This window comes from Chryseobacterium lineare, from assembly GCF_977014045.1.
In genome coordinates this window covers 672,073-690,910 of record NZ_CDRNIQ010000001.1, presented here as the reverse complement: position 1 = coordinate 690,910, position 18,838 = coordinate 672,073, and the positions used below count along the sequence as shown (strand labels likewise).

Genomic DNA, 18,838 nt, shown 5'->3' with positions numbered 1-18,838 from the left:
CATGAAAAACATATTTTCACTAATAAGCCTTTTGTTTGGGATTGTTGTTTCTGCACAGACCACCAATCTCTCTACAAGCGAAAACTATATCTACACCAAAAACTGCCTGAATGAAGACTGCAGTAAAAAAGCAGAGGCCATACAATATTCCGACGGACTGGGCAGGCTGAAGCAGACCATCAGCATCAAAAGCTCACCAACAGGGAAAGATATGGCCGTACCCATTGAATACGACCCGTTTGGAAGACAGCTACGCTCTTATCTACCCATTCCACAGCCGGGAACACAAAACGGCGCCATCTACAGCAATCCGAAGTCTAATGTTTCCCAAACCTACGGTTCGGATCTTTATTTCTATTCCGAATCGGTGATGGAAAATTCACCTGCCGCAAAGCTTCTTTCCGTCACAAAACCCGGAACAGATTACCACGGACATTCCATCAATTACGGGTACGAAATGAATACCGCCACTGAGGTGAAGAAATATACCGTGACGAATACCTCATGGGTGAACGGTGCCACCGATAATGCTATTGCCCTATCCGGAAACTACAGCGCCGGACAGCTGGTGAAAACTTCCGTAACCGATGAAGACGGTCATACCACCACGGAGTTTAAAAACGGAAAAGGACAAACCATTCTTGTACGGAAAGAGAATACGGAAACGTATTATGTCTATAACAAGTATGGACAGCTGGCCTACGTCATTCCTCCCCTGGCGGTTTCACAGGCATTGACCACTACTCTTCTCAACGACCTTTGCTATCAGTACCGATACGACAGCAAAGGAAGGCAGGTAGAAAAAAAGCTTCCCGGGAAAGGCTGGGAATATATCGTCTATGATAAGCAGGACCGTATACTGATGTCTCAGGATACCAATATGGGAGCCTCTAAGCAATGGCTTTTCACCAAATACGATAAATTTGGCAGAACCGTCTATACCGGAATCTTTACCAGCTCGTACAACTATGGAAGTGAAGGCCGGCAGGCAGAGCAGAATAATGCCAACAGCGCTGCAACAGCACAGAATGAAAGCAGAAGTATAACAGGTTTTGATGCTACCGGCGTGACGGCTTATTACACGAATAGCGTATATCCTACGGCTTTTACCAAAATCCTAAGTGTACATTATTTCGATACCTATCCTGCCGGAAGTCCTGATAGGCCCTCACAAATATTCTCTAACAGCACCATAGGAGACAATATGAGCGTTGCCGTGAATACCAAAAGCCTTCCCACCGCTTCGTATGTAAAGAACATCGAAGATGACAACTGGACCAAAAGCTATATCTGGTACGACAACAAAGCAAGGGCAATCGGCACCCATTCGATTAACTATATGGGTGGCTTTACCAAAACAGAATCTTCACTGGATTTTGCAGGGGTTGTATTGCAGACCAGGATCACTCACGCCAGGCTATCTTCAGATACGCCGAAAACAATCACCCAGGTTTTTGAATATGATGCTCAGAATCGTTTGAGAAAACAGTGGCACCAGGTAGATGGTAATGTGCAGGAACTGCTTTCAGAGAATACCTACAACGAACTCTCGCAGATCACCAATAAAAAAGTGGGAAACAACCTGCAGACCATAGATTATACGTACAACATCAGGGGATCGGTAACTAAAGTAAATGATCCTGCCAACCTGGGAACTGATCTTTTCGGGTACTCACTTTCTTACTTTGATCCTTCCAATAATTCTACCGGAAAATATAGTGGGAATGTTTCCGAAGTAAGCTGGAAATCTGCACTGGATAATGTGCTGAAAAAATACAGTTACCAGTATGACAACCTCAACAGGCTCACCAAAGGAATCTATGCTGAACCCAATGCTTCTGTCCCGGAAAATAATTTTTATAATGAATCGGTAACCTATGACCTCAACTCTAATATCCTGTCATTACAGAGAAATGCACAAGGCTTTTCTGCCACAGCGGAACTCATCGATGAGCTTGTTTACAGCTATACCGGAAACAGGCTTGATTACGTAAAAGATGAGTCCGGAAACTACGGTGGTTATCCTGATACTTCAGGAACTGCAATCTCTTATGACGCCAATGGAAATATGAAAGATCATATGGACAAAGGAATTTTGCAGATCGATTACAACATCCTCAATTTGCCGGATCTGGTCAAATTTGACAAGACCTACGTACCCAGGTTTACCGGAATGGAATTGGATTATAATGTTAAAACTAAATACCTGTACAGGGCAGACGGCGTAAAGCTGAGGAAAATATACAATTATGGGATAGGTAGAGCCAATCTCGAAGCAAGCACCATTACTGATTATCTTGATGGTTTTCAGTATGAAGAGAAATATACAGGAAGTCTCTCAAGCCCCGTTTTAAAGTTTGTTCACACTTCTGAAGGCTATTACGATTTTGAAAAAAATAAGTATATTTACACCTATACCGACCATTTAGGAAATGTACGTCTGAGTTACGCCAGAAATACAACCAGTGGCAGCGCAGAAGTTCTTGAGGAAAACAGCTACTATCCGTTTGGATTACGGCATGATACCAATATTCTTTCCGTCAATAATTCTTCCTATAAATACCAATACAATGGGAAAGAATTACAGACCGAAACCGGATGGAACGACTATGGAGCCAGAATGTACATGTCTGACATCGCAAGATGGGGTGTTATTGATCCATTATCGGAGAGTTCCAGAAGGTTCACGCCTTACAACTATGCTTATAATAACCCCATAAGCTTTGTGGATCCGGATGGGATGAAGGCTATGGCAGTCGATGAAGGCTGGTCCTGGAATGTCCCTACCAGCAGCGGTTGGTTTAATGAAAGGAGGAACTTTGGACATTTTGAAGAGTTTATTAAACTTACTTCAAGTAAAGAAAAAGAACGTGGTAGTGCTGGTGGAGGAAGTTCACCTACCTTCCAGTTTCCAAAAGGAACAGAAGAATATTATAAAAAGAATTATCCTGCTTTTTATGATTTGGTGAAAAATATTTTACCTAATATGCTTAAGGATACTAACTTCTTGAAAGCTCTTATGGATGTTACTGGTATGAGTGAGGAATCCTTAAAAAAAGCATTTGAATATGGAGAGGGACCAATTTTGCATGCTGATGATATTTGGGCAAATGCATTTTATGACTATTCTGGAAGTTTTGCAAAAGAAGATCTAAATTCCATTTCCATTGATATTACTAAAGTATTAAATTGGTATGAGAATGCAGACAGAGATCCTAATACAATACAAGGAGTCGCAAATATATTTTATATGGTAGCTCTAGTCGGACATGAATCAGCACACTGGGGAAATCAAGTAAAAGGACCAGCAGGAGATAATTTGGTTTTTTTGAAAAAGTTCAGTAATACAGCTGGACGGCCAGAGCATGGGGAAGCTTTTGAATTTAAACTATTTAATGGATTATATCCTAAAGCAACTATTGGAAATGGAATTTTACATATTGGACAACCTAATAACTTATCTAAATATCTAAATAATTATGTATCTAAAAACTTTCAAATGTTATCAAATATTTTCCAACCTAAATAAGTTTAAAATTCAGGTATTATGCCTTTTTTTCTTATTTATATTTATATCCGTTTCTAGTCAGCAACAGACACAAACAGATTCAAAGGAAATATTTACAAATGAGTTCTTTTCAAATAAACGTGTTCATTATATTTTAAAAGACTATCTTAAAAAAAATAAAATCACGATTTTAGATAAGGATAGTCTTATTACTGACAAACCTTTAAATTATTCTAGTGAAAGAATAAAACTTGCTATTGATAACAAAATGTCTGATGCTGATTTATTTGTACAGTATTATATTTTAAATCCAGATTTGGCATATGTTTCACTTTGGGGGAATATTGATGCCATATCTTTCACTTTTGCAAAGAAAGGAGGAAAATGGATATTTTTTGATTATTCTATTAGGAAAACGCGCTGATATAAAGCTTCTCGCTCTTTCCTTTAAATAACAAAACCCCACCGCATTGCGAGGTCGCTGAAAAAGCCCAGTCGTGTATCAAAGTTAGTGATGGCATAATCCCCAATCATTAACCCATTGAAAATCAATAAAAATTAAAAATACATTAATAGAAAATAAGAGTAGGTATTCCCTACTCTTGTTTATTTTTGTCGATAAAAACATTCTTAAATGATTGAAGATCATTCCTCGTGTATCAAAGTTAGTGATGCAGGAATATCCTGATACTTCAGGAACCGAAATCTCTTATGATACCAATGGAAATATGAAAGATCATATGGACAAAGGAATTTTGCAGATCGATTACAACATTCTTGATTTGCCGGATCTGATAAAATTTGACAAGACCTACGTACCCAGGTTTACCGGAATGGAATTGGATTATAATGTTAAAACTAAATACCTGTACAGGGCAGACGGCGTAAAGCTGAGGAAAATATACAATTATGGGATAGGTAGAGCCAATCTCGAAGCAAGCACCATTACTGATTATCTTGATGGTTTTCAGTATGAAGAGAAATATACAGGAAGTCTCTCAAGCCCCGTTTTAAAGTTTGTTCACACTTCTGAAGGCTATTACGATTTTGAAAAAAATAAGTATATTTACACCTATACAGACCATTTGGATAGACGAGTAAAAGAGAAGCTTTTACGAAGGCTACGAACGCAGTTCTGTACGTCTGAGTTACGCCAGAAATACAACCAGTGGCAGCGCAGAAGTTCTTGAGGAAAACAGCTACTATCCGTTTGGATTACGGCATGATACCAATATTCTTTCCGTCAACAATTCTTCCTATAAATACCAATACAATGGGAAAGAATTACAGACGGAAACCGGATGGAACGACTATGGAGCCAGAATGTACATGGCTGATATCGCAAGATGGGGTGTCATTGATCCGTTGTCGGAGACTTCCAGAAGGTTCACGCCTTACAACTATGCATTAAATAATCCTGTGATGTTTATTGATCCTGATGGAAGAAAAGCAGCAGCTGCACAAGCTCCTATGGAAAGTCTTACCTTAACCGGAGGATTGATGCAATATTATGGAAGTGGTGGTACAGGCGTTTCTGCGGATGTATTAGGTTTCTTAGGAGTGAGTAATGATCAAATTTCTTCTATCCTACCAATTTTAGGTAAAGGTGGAGGAAGTACCGCTACTGATCCAACCCCAAAGAAAAGTATATGGAAAAGTATTGGGAATTTCTTTAGAAATCTATTTGGAAGAAAGAAAAGTACTGCTGGTGGGCATACAGTAAAAGCAGAAATAATAGATATTGCCTTAATTCCTGAAGGAGTTGCTGCCGAATCATCTGCAGCAGCAGAATCGATTGCGGCTTGGGAACAAATTGCTGTAACTATAGGAGTAATTGCCAGAGCAGGTCAATTTGCAATACCATTAATGTTAAATGGTGACAGTCAATTTGCACCTAACTCAAAGCCTATCACCGGAACAATAGATATACCAGCTACGACAACTGATAGTGAACCTGAGGAAATGATTACATTATATAGAGGGGTTCATGGAAAGCATCCTGATTTAGCGAATGCTTATATGGGAATAGTTATACCATGGGGAGGAAGTGCCACGGCATTACAACACAATAGAGGTGATAACAATAGTATGTTTACTTCTTGGAGTACAAGTATTGATGTCGCAAATTTTTCTGCATCTAGAAGAGGGCCTGGAGGAATAATATTAAAACAATCTTTCCCTTTATCAAGACTTTCTTTTTTTGATCGTCATGGTGAAGGAGAAGTGCAAGTCTTTGGTCCTGTATTCGGAGCACAAAAAATTAACCCTTGGAATGGAGGAACCTGGACACCATATATAAAATAATTGATAAATATGAATGATTTAATTATGAACGATAAAATAATAAATGATCTCTATGAAATAAGAAATAATTTAGATCAAGTCAAAAGTTATATAGATAAAATTAAAACTAAAAAAGAAATTTTTACAACAAATTTTATTCAAACAAGACAGCATTTATATGAGATTTATAATGATCGTTTAGATTTGAGTATTTACACAAAAAATCATTTTAAGGGACACGCAGAGGTAGTAAAACAGATGCAAGAGTCAGATTTAGAAAATATACAATTATCAGTAATTGATGGAGAGAAAAAAAGTTGTTCTATTTTTAGCAATGAAGATTTTAGTATTATTATCGGAATAATTTTTTATGATAATTTCTAATATTTTTACGTTTGAATTATCTTCCAAATGTATTGGTTTTCTTTATTGATCGAAATTAACGGAAAAAGTTTAAATAAATTTAGTGAAAAACAGATGGTCATTTGGATCATCTGGGTAGTGTATCAAAGTTAGTGATGGCATAATTCCCAATCATTAAACTATTGAAAATCAATAAAAATTAAAAATATATTAATAGAAAATAAGAGTAGGCATTCCCTACTCTTGTTTATTTTTGTCGGTAAAAACACTCTTAAATGATTGAAGATCATTCCTCGTGTATCAAAGTTAGTGATGCAGGAATTTGTACTAATTGCTATTCTAAAAATATTGTAAAAATGCAATCACGGCTTGTTTTCTACTTCAGAAAGCTATTATGATTTCATAAAAAGTCGGTATATTTACAGCTATACAGACCATTTGGGAAATGTACGCCTGAGCTATTTAAGAAATACAGTCGGTGGTTAAGTAAAGAGGTACTAGTATGGTTTGAAAATGCAGATAGAAATCCAAATACAATAACTGGTCTTACAAATCTATTTTATATGTCATCAGTAATAGGGCATGAAGGTGCGCATTGGGGAAGTAATATTAAAAATGCAGGATTTTTGAGTATTTTAAATAAATTTTGTAACCCAATAGATGGAGTTTCAGAACATGGTAAAGCTTTTGAAGCTAGAATGTACATCCTAAATTTAGGCCCTTCTGTCAACGAAAAACCTAGATGGGGAATAGATAGCGGTAATTACGGAAGTAACATTTCAGATTATTTAAAATATTATGTCAAAAAAAATCAAAAAATATTATCGAATATATATAAATAAAACATGAAGACAATTAACTTATATACCTATTTATTATTATTTATTAGTCCATTTTGCTTTTCCCAGCATAAACTTGATTCTACTAAAGAAAATTTCATAAAGCAATTCTTTATGGATAAAAATGTTTATTATAAACTTAAACCATATTCAAAAAATAATAAGATATTAATTATTGACCCTAATAATTATCTAATTAATAAAGAGTCAATTTATAACAATAAAGATTTAAAAATATTAATTGCTCCAGAAAAGAAGGATGGTTATAATTTTTTAGTAAAAAAAGTTATCATTAACGATAATTTGGCCTTCGTTGTAATGTGGAATCAAGATAGCGTTACAGCATTATGCTTTTATCCTTTTCTTAGTGAATTTACTCCTAATAAATGGATCATTGAAGAGATTACTACAAGAAGCATAAAATAAAGTTACATTAAAAAGTATATTTATTTATGTATTAATGATCATGTTTCAGATGTGTTGATTTTGATCAACATTAAGGAGAAAATCTTAAATAAATTAATAAAAAACAGATGGTCATTTAGATCATCTGTTTTATTTTATGTTAATATAAAAACCTTAAAAAAATCTATATATTTACAGCTATACAATACAGACTATTTGGATAGACGAGTAAAAGAGAAGCTTTTACGAAGACTACGAACAAAGTTCAGTTCGTTTAAGCTACTTTAAAAACTCAAATGGCAGCGTATTAGTTCTTGAAGAAAACAACTACTATCCGTTTGGGTTGAAGCATGAAGGATATAATGTTGAAAATCTTTCATATTAGTACTAATAAAAATATGGTTTTCAAACCATCATATTCAAAATATCAGGATTATCATTAAGGTAAGATTTAAAATAGCCCAATTGCTGCATTCTTAACCTTAAACCGGAAAATTCGGATGGATGGGACAACTCTATTCCAACAATTGCCAAAGCCGTTTCTCTGGAGTTTTTTTTGGTATATTCGAAATGGGTAATATCATCATTCGGGCCCAATACATTGAGGACAAAATCTTTCAGAGAACCGGGCCGCTGGGGAAATTTCACCATAAAATAGTGCTTCAGCCCATTGTATAGCAAAGCACGCTCCTTGATTTCTTCCATCCTGGTAATATCATTATTGCTTCCGCTGACAATACAAACCACATTTTTCCCTTTAATCTGCTCTCGGTATTGTTCCAAAGCTGAAATAGACAAAGCTCCGGCCGGCTCCAAAACAATAGCATCTTTATTATACAGCTGAAGAATCGTATCACAAATTTTACCTTCATCTACAGGGATACAGTCATTAAGCGCATTTTTGCAAATCTCAAAAGTCAGATCCCCTACTCTTTTCACTGCGGCACCGTCTACAAATCCATCAACTTCAGACAATTCTGTATTGAGATTATTATCAATCGAAGTTTTCATGGAAGATGCACCTTTCGGTTCTGCTCCGATCAATCGGGTTTCTTTTGATAATGCTTTAAAAACCGTAGCAACTCCCGAAGCTAAGCCACCGCCGCCAATCGGCATAAATATAAAATCAATTGCATCTTTCTGCTCTAAAATTTCCAGTGCCAGTGTTCCCTGCCCTTCAATAATCTGAACATCGTCAAAAGGATGAATAAATGCCGCACCTGAAGATTCCGCAAAATGAAAAGCTGCAGTTTTTGAGGCGTCAAAACTATCTCCAACCAGCCTGATTTCAACGAACCTTCCCCCAAACATTTCTACCTGCTCCAGTTTTTGTTTTGGAGTGGTCACCGGCATAAAAATAGTTCCTTTAATCTGGAGCTGTTTGCACGAAAAAGCTACACCCTGAGCATGGTTTCCGGCACTGGCACAGACAATTCCGTCAGAAATTTCGTCCTGCTCAAAGAGACTTTTGATTTTATTATAGGCCCCTCTTAACTTGTAAGATCTCACCGGCTGCAGGTCTTCTCTTTTAAGAAAGATACTGGCTTCAAATTTTTCTGATAATTGGGCATTATATTGCAAGGGGGTATAGTTTACAACGTTTTCTATACTCTTCCTGGCTCTTTTCACCGCTTCCAAAGTTGGAAATGTTAAGGTTTCATTCATCTACCTGTATATTATTCCGTTTTGATAGATTTCATCGCTGTCATGGCTTTACGTAATCTTCTACCGACAATTTCCACCGGATGATTTCTCAAAATATCATTTACATAAACCAATTTCGCATTATCGACCGAGGCATTTTTTCCGTCATTAAAATCTTTACCAGCCAGATCGGCCTCTACGCTTTTCATAAAATCCGCCAGCAAAGGCTTGCAAGCCTGGTCGAAAAGGTAACAGCCGTATTCTGCGGTGTCAGAAATCACACGGTTCATCTCGAAAAGTTTTTTTCTTGCAATGGTGTTGGCAATCAACGGTGTTTCATGCAATGATTCGTAATAAGCAGATTCTGGTTTGATGCCCGCTTCAACCATCGTTTCGAAAGCCAATTCAACGCCGGCTCTGATGAACGCCGACATCAAAAGATAGTTGTCAAAATATTCCTGTTCATCGATTTTCACATCGCCTGCAGGTGTTTTTTCGAAAGCCGTTTCTCCTGTTTCAGCACGCCATTTCAACAGATTGGCGTCGCCGTTTGCCCAGTCTTCCATCATTGTTTTGGAGAATTCTCCGGAGATAATATCATCCTGATGTTTTTGGAAAAGCGGACGCATAATGTCCTTTAGTTCTTCGGACAATTCGAAAGCTTTCAGTTTTGCAGGATTTGATAGTCTGTCCAACATTCCGCTAACTCCTCCGTGTTTCAAGGCTTCTGTGATGACCTCAACGCCGTATTGAACCAATTTGGAAGCGTAACCCGGATCGATACCTTTCTCCACCATTTTATCAAAAGAAAGTATAGAACCTGTTTGTAAAAGCCCACACAAAATGGTCTGTTCTCCCATCAGATCTGATTTTACTTCTGCAACGAAAGACGATTTCAAAACGCCGGCTTTATGTCCGCCAGTTCCCACGCAATAAGCTTTTGCTTCTGCCCAGCCTTTGCCTTGCGGATCATTTTCCGGATGAACGGCAATCAAAGTCGGAACACCGAAACCACGCAGATATTCGGCACGAACTTCGGAACCCGGACATTTTGGAGCGACCATAATTACCGTCAAATCTTTACGGATCTGCATTCCTTCTTCCACGATATTGAAACCGTGAGAATAGGACAACGTTGCGCCTTCTTTCATCAAAGGCTGCACAGCATTGATAACAGAAGCATGCTGCTTATCCGGCGTGAGATTGATGACCAAATCCGCTGTGGGAATCAGTTCTTCGTAAGTCCCGACTCTGAAGTTATTTTCGGTTGCGTTCTTCCAGGAATCTCTTTTCTGATCGATTGCTTCCTGACGCAATGCGTAAGAAACATCCAGTCCGCTGTCTCTCAGATTAAGACCTTGATTAAGACCTTGAGCTCCGCATCCTACAACTACGATTTTCTTTCCTTTCAACGCAGAAATGCCGTCAGAAAACTCTGAACTGTCCATAAAATCTGCCTGTCCTAACTGGTGTAACTGGTCTCTGAGTGATAAGGTATTGAAATAATTTGCCATTATATTATAATTGATAAATGATTATTGATAAATGATTTTTTTTAATTACATTGTGAAAACGTCGTCTCGTTTGTCCAGAAATTCGTTTTCTACGATTTCGGCGGAAGGTTCTCTTCTTTCAAATTCGAGGACTTTGTCGTGGATTCCCTTGCTGTTTTTGATGATGGCTATTCTTGCGCCTCTTACAAATTCGATGAGACCGTATTTGTTTAGTTCTTCCGTTAATCGATCGATTTCTTCACGATGTCCTGCTGTTTCGAAAACGATATAATCCTGACGAATCACAACCGTGGATGCGCCATATTGGCGAAGTAATCTTTCCACATAAACCTTCTCTGTCACGACATTTGCGGGAACTTTGTAAAGTGCTTGTTCCTGCCAAACAATCTCATCGTCTGTATTGAAATAAGCTTTTAGAATATCGATTTGTTTTTCTAATTGACGGCAAAGTTTCCTTACAACTTCCTCGGTTTCATTAATGAGAATTGTGAATCTGTGAATACCTTCCACTTCTGAAGGCGACGTGTTCAAACTCTCGATATTGATTTTTCTTCGGGAGAAAATCCCTGATATTCTGCCAATTAAGCCAACAGAATTTTCTGTATATAATGTGATGGTAAATTCTTGTTTTTCCATTTTAGTCTTTTTATTTTAAACGAATCTCGGAAACCGATGAACCTTGCGTTACCATTGGGAATACGTTATTTTCTTTCCCAACCATTACTTCCAGAAGATAAGCGCCATCGTGATTTAGCATTGTTTCCAAAGCGTTTTTTAAATCTTTTCTCTCGGAAATCCTTTGTCCATCGATGTAATAAGCTTTTGCAACTGCAACGAAATCCGGACTTGTGATATTAACAAAAGAATAGCGCCTCTCATTGAACAATTGCTGCCACTGTCTTACCATTCCAAGAAATTCGTTGTTGAGAATCATAATTTTGACTTTCGCTCCGAACTGCATAATTGTTCCCAATTCCTGCAACGTCATTTGGAATCCGCCGTCTCCAATAATGGCGACAACTGTTTTTTCCGGTGCGCCATACCAGGCTCCAATCGCAGCTGGCAAACCAAATCCCATCGTTCCCAATCCGCCCGATGTGACGCTGGATTTAGAATTATTGAATTTCGCATATCGGCAAGTAACCATCTGATGCTGGCCAACGTCTGTTGCGATGATTGCCTCGCCATTTGTCAAATCATTCAAAACTTTGATGACTTCTCCCATTGTCAAAACTTCAGTTGTTGGATTGAGTTCTTCCTGGATGACTTCTTTGATTTCTTCTTTTTCCAATTCACGGAATTCATTTAACCAAGCAGAATGGTCATTTTCTTTGAGAAGAGCCGTTAACATTGGTAAAGTTTTTTTGCAATTTCCCCAAACCGGAACTGTGGTTTTCACATTTTTATCGATTTCGGCGGGGTCAATATCAAGATGAATAATCTTTGCTTGCTTCGCATATTTGTCCAAACGCCCAGTAACTCTGTCATCGAAACGCATTCCGACTGCAATCAGAACATCACATTCATTGGTCATAACGTTTGGTGCATAATTGCCGTGCATTCCCAACATTCCGACGTGTAAAGGATGATTCGTTTCCAAAGCACTTAATCCCATTACAGTTGCTGCTGCAGGAAGATTAACCTTCTCAATAAAAGCTTTGAATTCCTCTTCAGCTTTTCCTAAAATCACTCCTTGGCCAAAAACGACAAATGGTTTTTTAGCTTGGTTGATGAGTTCTGCAGCCTGCTCGATATATTCATTTCTGATTTCCGGTTCGGGCCGGTAACTTCGGATGTGGTTGCACTTTTTGTAACCCAAATATTCGAATAATTGTATTTGAGCATTTTTAGTAATGTCAATCAAAACTGGTCCTGGACGACCTGTGCTTGCGATATGAAAAGCCTTGGCAATTGCTTCCGGAATTTCGGTTGCGTCAGTTACTTGATAATTCCATTTTGTGACTGGCGTTGTAATGTTGATGACATCTGTTTCCTGAAAAGCATCCGTTCCCAAAAGTGAGGCGAAAACCTGACCTGTAATGCAGACAATCGGATTGCTGTCTATCATTGCATCTGCCAAACCTGTTACCAAATTGGTTGCACCCGGGCCACTTGTTGCGAACACGACTCCAGTTTTTCCGGAAGTTCTCGCAAATCCCTGCGCTGCGTGGATTGCGCCTTGCTCGTGACGAACCAAAATATGTTTCAGTTTGTCGGAATAGTCGTACAAAGCGTCGTAGATTGGCATAATTGCGCCACCAGGATAACCGAAAACTGTATGTACATTTTCCTGCAACAAAGCTTCTAAAACGGCTTTTGAACCGGAGATTTCTATCGATTTTGGCTGTTCCAGTTCTGTATTTTCTACTTGTGAAATGGTATTATTCATACTAATTATTTTAATTTTTGGCTAAAGCCTAATAATTTTTTCTTACAAAAATGGGCTAAAGCCCATTCCTATTGATTTACAAATCAGTTACACAACCTTGTGATGCATCTGCTACAGACTTTGCATATTTGTACAGCACGCCTCGCTTCACTTTGTATTCTGGTTGTTGGAACTCTGCTTTTCTTTTGGCAATTTCTTCATCTGATAAAAGTGCATTGATGGTATTTTTTTCAGCATCTAATTCAATCAAATCGCCATCTTTTATTAATCCAATCAATCCTCCGGCAAATGCTTCCGGCGTAATATGACCGACAACAAAACCGTGTGTTCCTCCAGAAAATCTTCCATCTGTAATCAAGGCTACATTTTTACCGAGACCAGAACCCATCAAAGCGGAAGTTGGTTTCAGCATTTCCGGCATTCCGGGCGCACCTTTTGGTCCTTCGTTTTTGATGACAACTACATTTCCTTCTTTGATTTTTTTATCTTCGATGCCTTTTATGAATTCCTTTTCGCCGTCAAAAACGATGGCTGTTCCTTTGAAGTAATCACCTTCTTTACCCGTAATTTTTGCAACAGAACCTTTCTCAGCAAGATTTCCGTACAGGATTCTGATATGTCCTGTCGCTTTGATTGGGTCTTTGATATCGTGAATGATATTTTGTTGTCTGTCAATAATCGAAGTCACGTGCTCAAGATTTTCAGCTATCGTTTTTCCAGTTACCGTCAAACAATCGCCGTGAAGCAAACCCAGATCCAATAGATATTTCATCACCGCTGGAACGCCGCCGACATTATGAAGGTCTTCCATCAGGTATTTTCCACTTGGTTTAAGGTCGGCTAAAAATGGTGTTTCATCGCTGATTTTTTGGAAATCATCCAAAGTCAAATCATATCCGATAGATTTTGCAATTGCTATAAAATGGATAACTGCATTTGTACTTCCGCCTAAAATCATAATCAATCTTAAAGCATTTTCAAATGCTTTTGGTGTCATTATATCGGAAGGTTTGATGTCTTTCTCCAAAAGGATTTTCACATAATGTCCGGCGAACTGACATTCTTCTTTTTTCTCTTTACTCAATGCAGGATAAGAGGATGAATAAGGCAGACTCATTCCTAATGCTTCGATTGCGGAAGCCATTGTATTGGCTGTGTACATTCCGCCGCATGCACCTGCACTCGGACAGGAATTTTTTATCACACCTTGAAAATCTTCTTCGGAAAGTTTTCCGGCAATTTTGTTTCCTAAAGCTTCGAAAGCCGAAACAATATTCAAATCCTGACCTTTGTAATGTCCCGGCGCAATGCTTCCGCCATAAACCATTATCGAAGGACGGTCCAATCTTGCCATCGCCATCAAAGAACCCGGCATATTTTTGTCGCAACCCGGAACGGTAATCAATCCGTCGTAATATTGACCCGCACAAACAGCCTCGATAGAATCTGCAATAATATCGCGACTGACGAGCGAGTAACGCATACCATCTGTTCCATTGGTCATTCCATCACTGATTCCGATGGTGTGGAACATTAATCCAACTAAGTTTTGTTCTTTGACGCCTTTTTTTACGATTTCCGCCAAACCGTTTAGGTGCATATTACAAGTATTGCCGTCATAGCCCATACTTGCAATCCCGATCTGCGCTTTGTCAAAATCTTCCTCTTGAAAACCAATCCCGTAATACATCGCCTGAGTTGCGGGTTGCGTTGGGTCTTTAGTTAATGTTTTGGAATATTTGTTCAGTTCTGTATTACACATATTGCAGGTTCGATTTCAAATATGAATAATCTTCTTCTAACACAAGATGACGGTAAGCTTGTTGAATTTTGGATGATAAACTATCTTCCCAATTCAGTTTGAAAGGAACATTATCAAGAGAATCCAATGCTACGATCTCGGCAGCTGTTCCACAGAAAAAACCTGCATCTGCGCCCTTCATCTCTTCTGGTTTGAAGAATTTTTCTTCGTAAGGAATTCCCAGTTGGTCACAGATTTCGAAAACTGTAGCTCTTGTAATTCCTGGAAGAATGCTTCCTTTTGCAGGCGTGAAAAGTTTTCCGTCTTTTTCGAAGAAGATATTGGCACCGGAACTTTCTGCCACGTTTCCATCTGCATCCAAAACCAAAGCTTCATCAAAACCTTTATCTTTTGCTTCCTGACAGGCTAAAATTGAATTCACATAATGACCGCTCACTTTTGCTTCCACTTTAAAAGCTTTGGGATTCGGGCGCTCAAATGAAGACGTCATAATTCTCATTTGATTGGCCATATAGCCATTGTCCCAATTCCAAGCCTCAATAACAAGATAACTTTTCTGACCTTTTGACAGTGCCATATTGGGAGAACAAATGACCAACGGACGGATGTAAGCGTTACTCAAATTATTCATTTTCAAAAGCTTGTAAGTAGTTTCCACCATTTCTTCAGTTGAATAATCGAAAGGCATCATCATCGTCTTCGCAGACCTTCTGAGTCTGTCGTAATGTTCTTCTGCTTTGAAAATTTTGGTTCCATGGGCAGTTTTATAAGATTTGATTCCCTCGAAAACAGCATATCCGTAGTGTAGTGATTGCCCGTATAAGTCGGTTTTGGCGTCTTTCGCTTTTACATATTCCCCATCAAAAAAGAGGACACTGTCGTCATTGTAATACATTCTTTATAATTTATTTTTATCTGTTTTTCAAAAAAAAACCATTCTCGAGATGAGAATGGTCTGTATTATTTCAATTTCAATAATTATCACAAGCCAATACTCATCACCGGAAATCCGATAATAATAGAAATGACAATAATAATTACTGAATTGTTCATCTGTTTTGTTTAACGATACAAATATATAAACTTTATTAAGGGAAAGGTAAAAAATTCAGCTCTTAAATATGAAAACCATAATGATTATTGATTTTTTCACGATATTCAACAAAACGAAAATATCTTATAAAGCACTGATTTTCAGGTTGCACAACTTAAGAAAACTACGATGCCTAAAATTGTGTTTTATCCAGTATTATTTGTAACGAAATTCATCTTTAAATATAAAAAGTAAAGTATTTATTATAAAAATTACCTGGAAATTGATTGATTTGAAACAAAAAATTCATCTAAATAAGAGAAGTTTTTACCATTGAAAATAAAAAAAATACGTCAAATGAACAGTAGCATTTGACGTATTTATGATAGAAGCAATATTATAAAAGTGTTTTTTACATTTATGATGGATAGGTGATTTTTCATTTATATCTTTCATCAATGATCCCGCTTATCTCTTTAATAAAATCGTCATAGCTTGATTTTTTATTTAAAAAGCCAAAGCATGAAAAACCTGGTCCCATAATCTGGTTAACAATATCACGGGAATATACCGATGAAATGAAAACGGGCAGGAAAGGCAGCGAAAGAATTTTTTTCATATTCTGAACTCCAATTTTCCAGGAATCCATATCGAAAAACATGAACATCGGATATCCATCTTCGAAAACAAGCTCTTCGTCATCAAAAATTTCTAAAAAATAGGTTTTCTCAACAAACGTTGTTAGCTTGTTAATCATCAAATCATTGCTGCTTACCATGAAGCATTTAATTGCAGTACTCAAAAAATTGTCCAGGTTATTGTAGGTGTTGTAGATTCCATCGTTGTAATATCTTTTGAACTTCCAGATTTTTTCACAACTTTCTTTTTCACTCTTAACTTATTAAGTTCTTGTTTTTTAGTTTCAGTTTTCATGGCTATTAATTTTGATACAAAAATGTATCAGAACACAACCGAAAACAAAATCGTTCGCCGAAAACTCAAATAAGTCCGACAGAAAGATGAAAATGAAGGTTTAAAAAAAATTGATTATTAGAGAAAACCGTTAAATTTTTAAAAAAGAGATAAGAAACATTGATGAAAATTGAAATATCTTCGTTCCTTTAGAGAAGATATTATGTAACAGCACAATGGTCAAAGATTAAAAAACTTTGATTACTGATTTATTAAATTAAGGATTAAAAGGATTAGAAAATCTTATAGATCATAAGCCAAGTAAATTGAATAGCTCTTCTTTTTTGCTTACTGCCAAAGAAATGACTTTACCATTATTAAGTTCCACCATATTTCCGTTTATGGCCTGCACAGCGGATACATTAACAATAAAAGAACGCTGTACTCTGAAAAAATCCGGAAGTTTAAGCGCCCCATCCATAGATTTCATGGTAGAAAGTGTGGTGTAAGATTTTTTTTCGGTGGCAATCTTTAAATAGTCACCCTGAGCTTCGACATATAAAATATCTTTGAGCAGAATTTTGACTAATTTTCCTTCTGTTTTAATAAAAATTCTGTCGGTTAAAGCTTCTTTCTTAGGCTTCTTTGTATTTTCGATATAATCTTTTGCGCGATTTACGGCTTTTAAAAAACGATCAAACCGAACGGGCTTCACCAGATAGTCTGTAGCACCTGTATCGAAACCATCCAGAGCAAAATCGCGGTGTGCAGTGATGAAAATTACGGCGGGAGGATTCTGTAAAGATTGTATGAGCTCAAGACCGTTTATTTTGGGCATCTGAATATCAGTCAGTACAATATCGACCTCAGCCTTCTGCAGATAGTCTAATGCTTCAAGCGGATCCCCAAATGAAGATGATAAGGTGATAAACGGTATTTTTTCAATAAAACTTTCTATGACTTCTCTTCCTAAAGGTTCGTCATCGATCACTATACAACGTAGTACTTTGCTCATTCAAACTAATATTTAAAGAAACTTTGTAAACTCCGTTTTTATCTTCCACAGACAGCTCATGCCTATTTGGATATAATAGGAACAGGCGCTTTTTGGCATTCAGAAGGCCGATGCCTCCAAAATATTTATTGCTTCTGTCAGATATATTCGCATTTTCAGTATCGTTTTCTATGACAAAGAAAAATGCATTGTCCCGGATATCGATAATAACGTTTACAAATTGTTCTTTTGTGCTTTTTAAACCATATTTAAAGGCATTTTCTATGAATACAAACGTGAGTAATGGTGCAATTTGGTAATCCTTTCCCGGATGTTCCTCATTTACAGTAAGCGTTATTTTTTTACCTTCAGGATAACGCATTCTTTCTAATGCAAAATAATTTGAAATAAATTCTAACTCTTTCTGTAAAGAAACCTTCTCTGTATTTGATTCATATAAGGTATATGCCATTATATCCGACAAATTTAACACAATTTCAGGAGCTTTATCATCTTTTTTTACAGTTAGTGCGTATAAATTGTTAAGGGTATTGAATAAAAAGTGAGGATTAAGCTGTGCTTTTAAGAAATCTTTCTCAATATTGATGTTGTTGATCTCCAGGTCTGACTTTTGTTTCTGGATACGCAATTTTGCTTCATTGAGCCTTGTAACATCTACAATGATTTTCGTAAAAAAGAAAGGAGACAGCGAATAAATAACCGATAATGTGTTGAGAATAATAAATTTCAGCTTAAATACTTCCATCAGATTTGGGCGGTAATTCTTATCTTTCCCCATGATCGGATAAAGGTTGGATATATCGTATTTTAAATAAACTGCCGCGACATAGAAAGAATTGTTTATAAACAGCCATGTAAGGATAAGCAACGGGGCAACGATAATGATTGTCCATAAGCTATTACTCTTCTTTGCATAGGGTAAAAAGCCGTAAAAAAACAGATAAAAAACAACAGCACTGCTTACTAATACTCTTACAGCCAAAAACATAGACTGCCCAAAGGAGATATTAAGAGCAAGATAGTAATCGAAAAAAAGCAAAAGCGTGAACGACAGCCACATAAAAACATGCGATAAAATCCTAATGCCTACATTATATTGTTCTTTGTGTTTTATAAAATTTATAAATCCGGCAAACGTGAGAAAACCATTCTCTTTTTTAGAAAAGCTCAT

Annotated in this window: 17 protein-coding genes and 2 pseudogenes; 9 read left to right on the top strand and 10 right to left on the bottom strand. The window is 37.1% G+C overall.

Annotation, left to right across the window (positions count from 1 at the left end; genetic code table 11):
- Position 1 precedes the first annotated feature (1 nt).
- From ACWNCI_RS02965 to ACWNCI_RS02925, 9 genes and pseudogenes are all read left to right on the top strand, one after another.
- Positions 2-3,529 carry a DUF6443 domain-containing protein gene (locus ACWNCI_RS02965; RefSeq protein ID WP_449387131.1) on the top strand — a complete coding sequence of 1,176 codons (3,528 nt, stop codon included), beginning with the start codon at positions 2-4 and terminating at the stop codon, positions 3,527-3,529.
- Positions 3,480-3,932 carry a hypothetical protein gene (locus tag ACWNCI_RS02960; protein ID WP_449387130.1) on the top strand — a complete coding sequence of 151 codons (453 nt, stop codon included), beginning with the start codon at positions 3,480-3,482 and terminating at the stop codon, positions 3,930-3,932. The genes ACWNCI_RS02965 and ACWNCI_RS02960 overlap by 50 nt, the downstream gene beginning before the upstream one ends.
- Before the next feature lie 214 nt (positions 3,933-4,146).
- On the top strand, positions 4,147-4,698 hold the full coding sequence (locus ACWNCI_RS02955; RefSeq protein ID WP_449387129.1) for a hypothetical protein: 552 nt from the start codon (positions 4,147-4,149) through the stop codon (positions 4,696-4,698).
- Positions 4,652-4,891: pseudogene (locus ACWNCI_RS02950) on the top strand (RHS repeat-associated core domain-containing protein); the annotation flags it as partial. The gene ACWNCI_RS02955 and the pseudogene ACWNCI_RS02950, both read left to right, overlap by 47 nt.
- 39 nt (positions 4,892-4,930) lie before the next feature.
- Complete coding sequence (locus ACWNCI_RS02945) at positions 4,931-5,812, top strand: hypothetical protein (RefSeq protein ID WP_449387128.1); 882 nt, start codon at positions 4,931-4,933, stop codon at positions 5,810-5,812.
- Positions 5,813-5,821: 9 nt separating this feature from the next.
- Entirely contained in the window at positions 5,822-6,175 is a 354-nt protein-coding gene (locus tag ACWNCI_RS02940; protein ID WP_449387127.1) for a hypothetical protein, read from the top strand.
- Between the two features lie 254 nt (positions 6,176-6,429).
- A pseudogene (locus ACWNCI_RS02935) lies at positions 6,430-6,510 on the top strand (IS1 family transposase); the annotation flags it as partial.
- A 207-nt stretch (positions 6,511-6,717) separates the two neighbouring features.
- A complete protein-coding gene (locus ACWNCI_RS02930; protein ID WP_449387126.1) occupies positions 6,718-6,996 on the top strand; it encodes a hypothetical protein in 279 nt (92 codons plus the stop codon).
- A gap of 3 nt (positions 6,997-6,999) precedes the next feature.
- Positions 7,000-7,419: a hypothetical protein gene (locus tag ACWNCI_RS02925; RefSeq protein ID WP_449387125.1), complete on the top strand. Its 420-nt coding sequence runs from the start codon at positions 7,000-7,002 to the stop codon at positions 7,417-7,419.
- A gap of 384 nt (positions 7,420-7,803) precedes the next feature.
- Here the strand turns inward: ACWNCI_RS02925 and ilvA are convergent, their stop codons facing one another.
- The 10 genes from ilvA to ACWNCI_RS02875 all read right to left on the bottom strand — a co-directional run bounded on the left by ilvA (position 7,804) and on the right by ACWNCI_RS02875 (position 18,838).
- Positions 7,804-9,063 (bottom strand): threonine ammonia-lyase, encoded by a 1,260-nt coding sequence (gene ilvA, locus ACWNCI_RS02920; protein WP_449387124.1) that lies wholly within the window; start codon positions 9,061-9,063, stop codon positions 7,804-7,806.
- 11 nt (positions 9,064-9,074) lie between these two features.
- Entirely contained in the window at positions 9,075-10,556 is a 1,482-nt protein-coding gene (ilvC, locus tag ACWNCI_RS02915) for a ketol-acid reductoisomerase (protein ID WP_449387123.1), read from the bottom strand.
- 45 nt (positions 10,557-10,601) lie between these two features.
- A complete protein-coding gene (gene ilvN / locus ACWNCI_RS02910) occupies positions 10,602-11,192 on the bottom strand; it encodes an acetolactate synthase small subunit (protein WP_449387122.1) in 591 nt (196 codons plus the stop codon).
- A 10-nt stretch (positions 11,193-11,202) separates the two neighbouring features.
- Positions 11,203-12,945, bottom strand: a complete 1,743-nt coding sequence (gene ilvB, locus ACWNCI_RS02905) for a biosynthetic-type acetolactate synthase large subunit (protein ID WP_449387121.1) — start codon at positions 12,943-12,945, stop codon at positions 11,203-11,205.
- Positions 12,946-13,021: 76 nt separating this feature from the next.
- Positions 13,022-14,707: a dihydroxy-acid dehydratase gene (gene ilvD / locus ACWNCI_RS02900; protein WP_449387120.1), complete on the bottom strand. Its 1,686-nt coding sequence runs from the start codon at positions 14,705-14,707 to the stop codon at positions 13,022-13,024.
- Positions 14,700-15,602 carry a branched-chain amino acid transaminase gene (locus ACWNCI_RS02895; RefSeq protein ID WP_449387119.1) on the bottom strand — a complete coding sequence of 301 codons (903 nt, stop codon included), beginning with the start codon at positions 15,600-15,602 and terminating at the stop codon, positions 14,700-14,702. The genes ilvD and ACWNCI_RS02895 overlap by 8 nt, the downstream gene beginning before the upstream one ends.
- A gap of 577 nt (positions 15,603-16,179) precedes the next feature.
- Complete coding sequence (locus ACWNCI_RS02890) at positions 16,180-16,518, bottom strand: hypothetical protein (RefSeq protein ID WP_449387118.1); 339 nt, start codon at positions 16,516-16,518, stop codon at positions 16,180-16,182.
- Between the two features lie 20 nt (positions 16,519-16,538).
- Complete coding sequence (locus ACWNCI_RS02885; protein WP_346985613.1) at positions 16,539-16,673, bottom strand: hypothetical protein; 135 nt, start codon at positions 16,671-16,673, stop codon at positions 16,539-16,541.
- Between the two features lie 289 nt (positions 16,674-16,962).
- Positions 16,963-17,667, bottom strand: a complete 705-nt coding sequence (locus ACWNCI_RS02880; RefSeq protein ID WP_449387117.1) for a LytR/AlgR family response regulator transcription factor — start codon at positions 17,665-17,667, stop codon at positions 16,963-16,965.
- Positions 17,633-18,838: a sensor histidine kinase gene (locus tag ACWNCI_RS02875; RefSeq protein WP_449387116.1), complete on the bottom strand. Its 1,206-nt coding sequence runs from the start codon at positions 18,836-18,838 to the stop codon at positions 17,633-17,635. The genes ACWNCI_RS02880 and ACWNCI_RS02875 overlap by 35 nt, the downstream gene beginning before the upstream one ends.

Excerpts from the sequence above, each read along its gene's own strand:
- ilvN (WP_449387122.1), bottom strand. The coding sequence starts at position 11,192 with ATGGAAAAACAAGAATTTACCATCACATTATATACAGAAAATTCTGTT.
- ACWNCI_RS02930 (WP_449387126.1), top strand. The coding sequence starts at position 6,718 with ATGTCATCAGTAATAGGGCATGAAGGTGCGCATTGGGGAAGTAATATT.
- ACWNCI_RS02895 (WP_449387119.1), bottom strand. The coding sequence starts at position 15,602 with ATGTATTACAATGACGACAGTGTCCTCTTTTTTGATGGGGAATATGTA.
- ACWNCI_RS02945 (WP_449387128.1), top strand. The coding sequence starts at position 4,931 with ATGTTTATTGATCCTGATGGAAGAAAAGCAGCAGCTGCACAAGCTCCT.
- ACWNCI_RS02875 (WP_449387116.1), bottom strand. The coding sequence starts at position 18,838 with ATGAGCTTTTCTAAAAAAGAGAATGGTTTTCTCACGTTTGCCGGATTT.
- ilvC (WP_449387123.1), bottom strand. The coding sequence starts at position 10,556 with ATGGCAAATTATTTCAATACCTTATCACTCAGAGACCAGTTACACCAG.
- ACWNCI_RS02890 (WP_449387118.1), bottom strand. The coding sequence starts at position 16,518 with ATGGTAAGCAGCAATGATTTGATGATTAACAAGCTAACAACGTTTGTT.
- ilvA (WP_449387124.1), bottom strand. The coding sequence starts at position 9,063 with ATGAATGAAACCTTAACATTTCCAACTTTGGAAGCGGTGAAAAGAGCC.
- ACWNCI_RS02940 (WP_449387127.1), top strand. The coding sequence starts at position 5,822 with ATGAATGATTTAATTATGAACGATAAAATAATAAATGATCTCTATGAA.
- ilvD (WP_449387120.1), bottom strand. The coding sequence starts at position 14,707 with ATGTGTAATACAGAACTGAACAAATATTCCAAAACATTAACTAAAGAC.
- ACWNCI_RS02885 (WP_346985613.1), bottom strand. The coding sequence starts at position 16,673 with ATGAAAACTGAAACTAAAAAACAAGAACTTAATAAGTTAAGAGTGAAA.
- ACWNCI_RS02880 (WP_449387117.1), bottom strand. The coding sequence starts at position 17,667 with ATGAGCAAAGTACTACGTTGTATAGTGATCGATGACGAACCTTTAGGA.
- ACWNCI_RS02965 (WP_449387131.1), top strand. The coding sequence starts at position 2 with ATGAAAAACATATTTTCACTAATAAGCCTTTTGTTTGGGATTGTTGTT.
- ilvB (WP_449387121.1), bottom strand. The coding sequence starts at position 12,945 with ATGAATAATACCATTTCACAAGTAGAAAATACAGAACTGGAACAGCCA.
- ACWNCI_RS02960 (WP_449387130.1), top strand. The coding sequence starts at position 3,480 with ATGTATCTAAAAACTTTCAAATGTTATCAAATATTTTCCAACCTAAAT.
- ACWNCI_RS02925 (WP_449387125.1), top strand. The coding sequence starts at position 7,000 with ATGAAGACAATTAACTTATATACCTATTTATTATTATTTATTAGTCCA.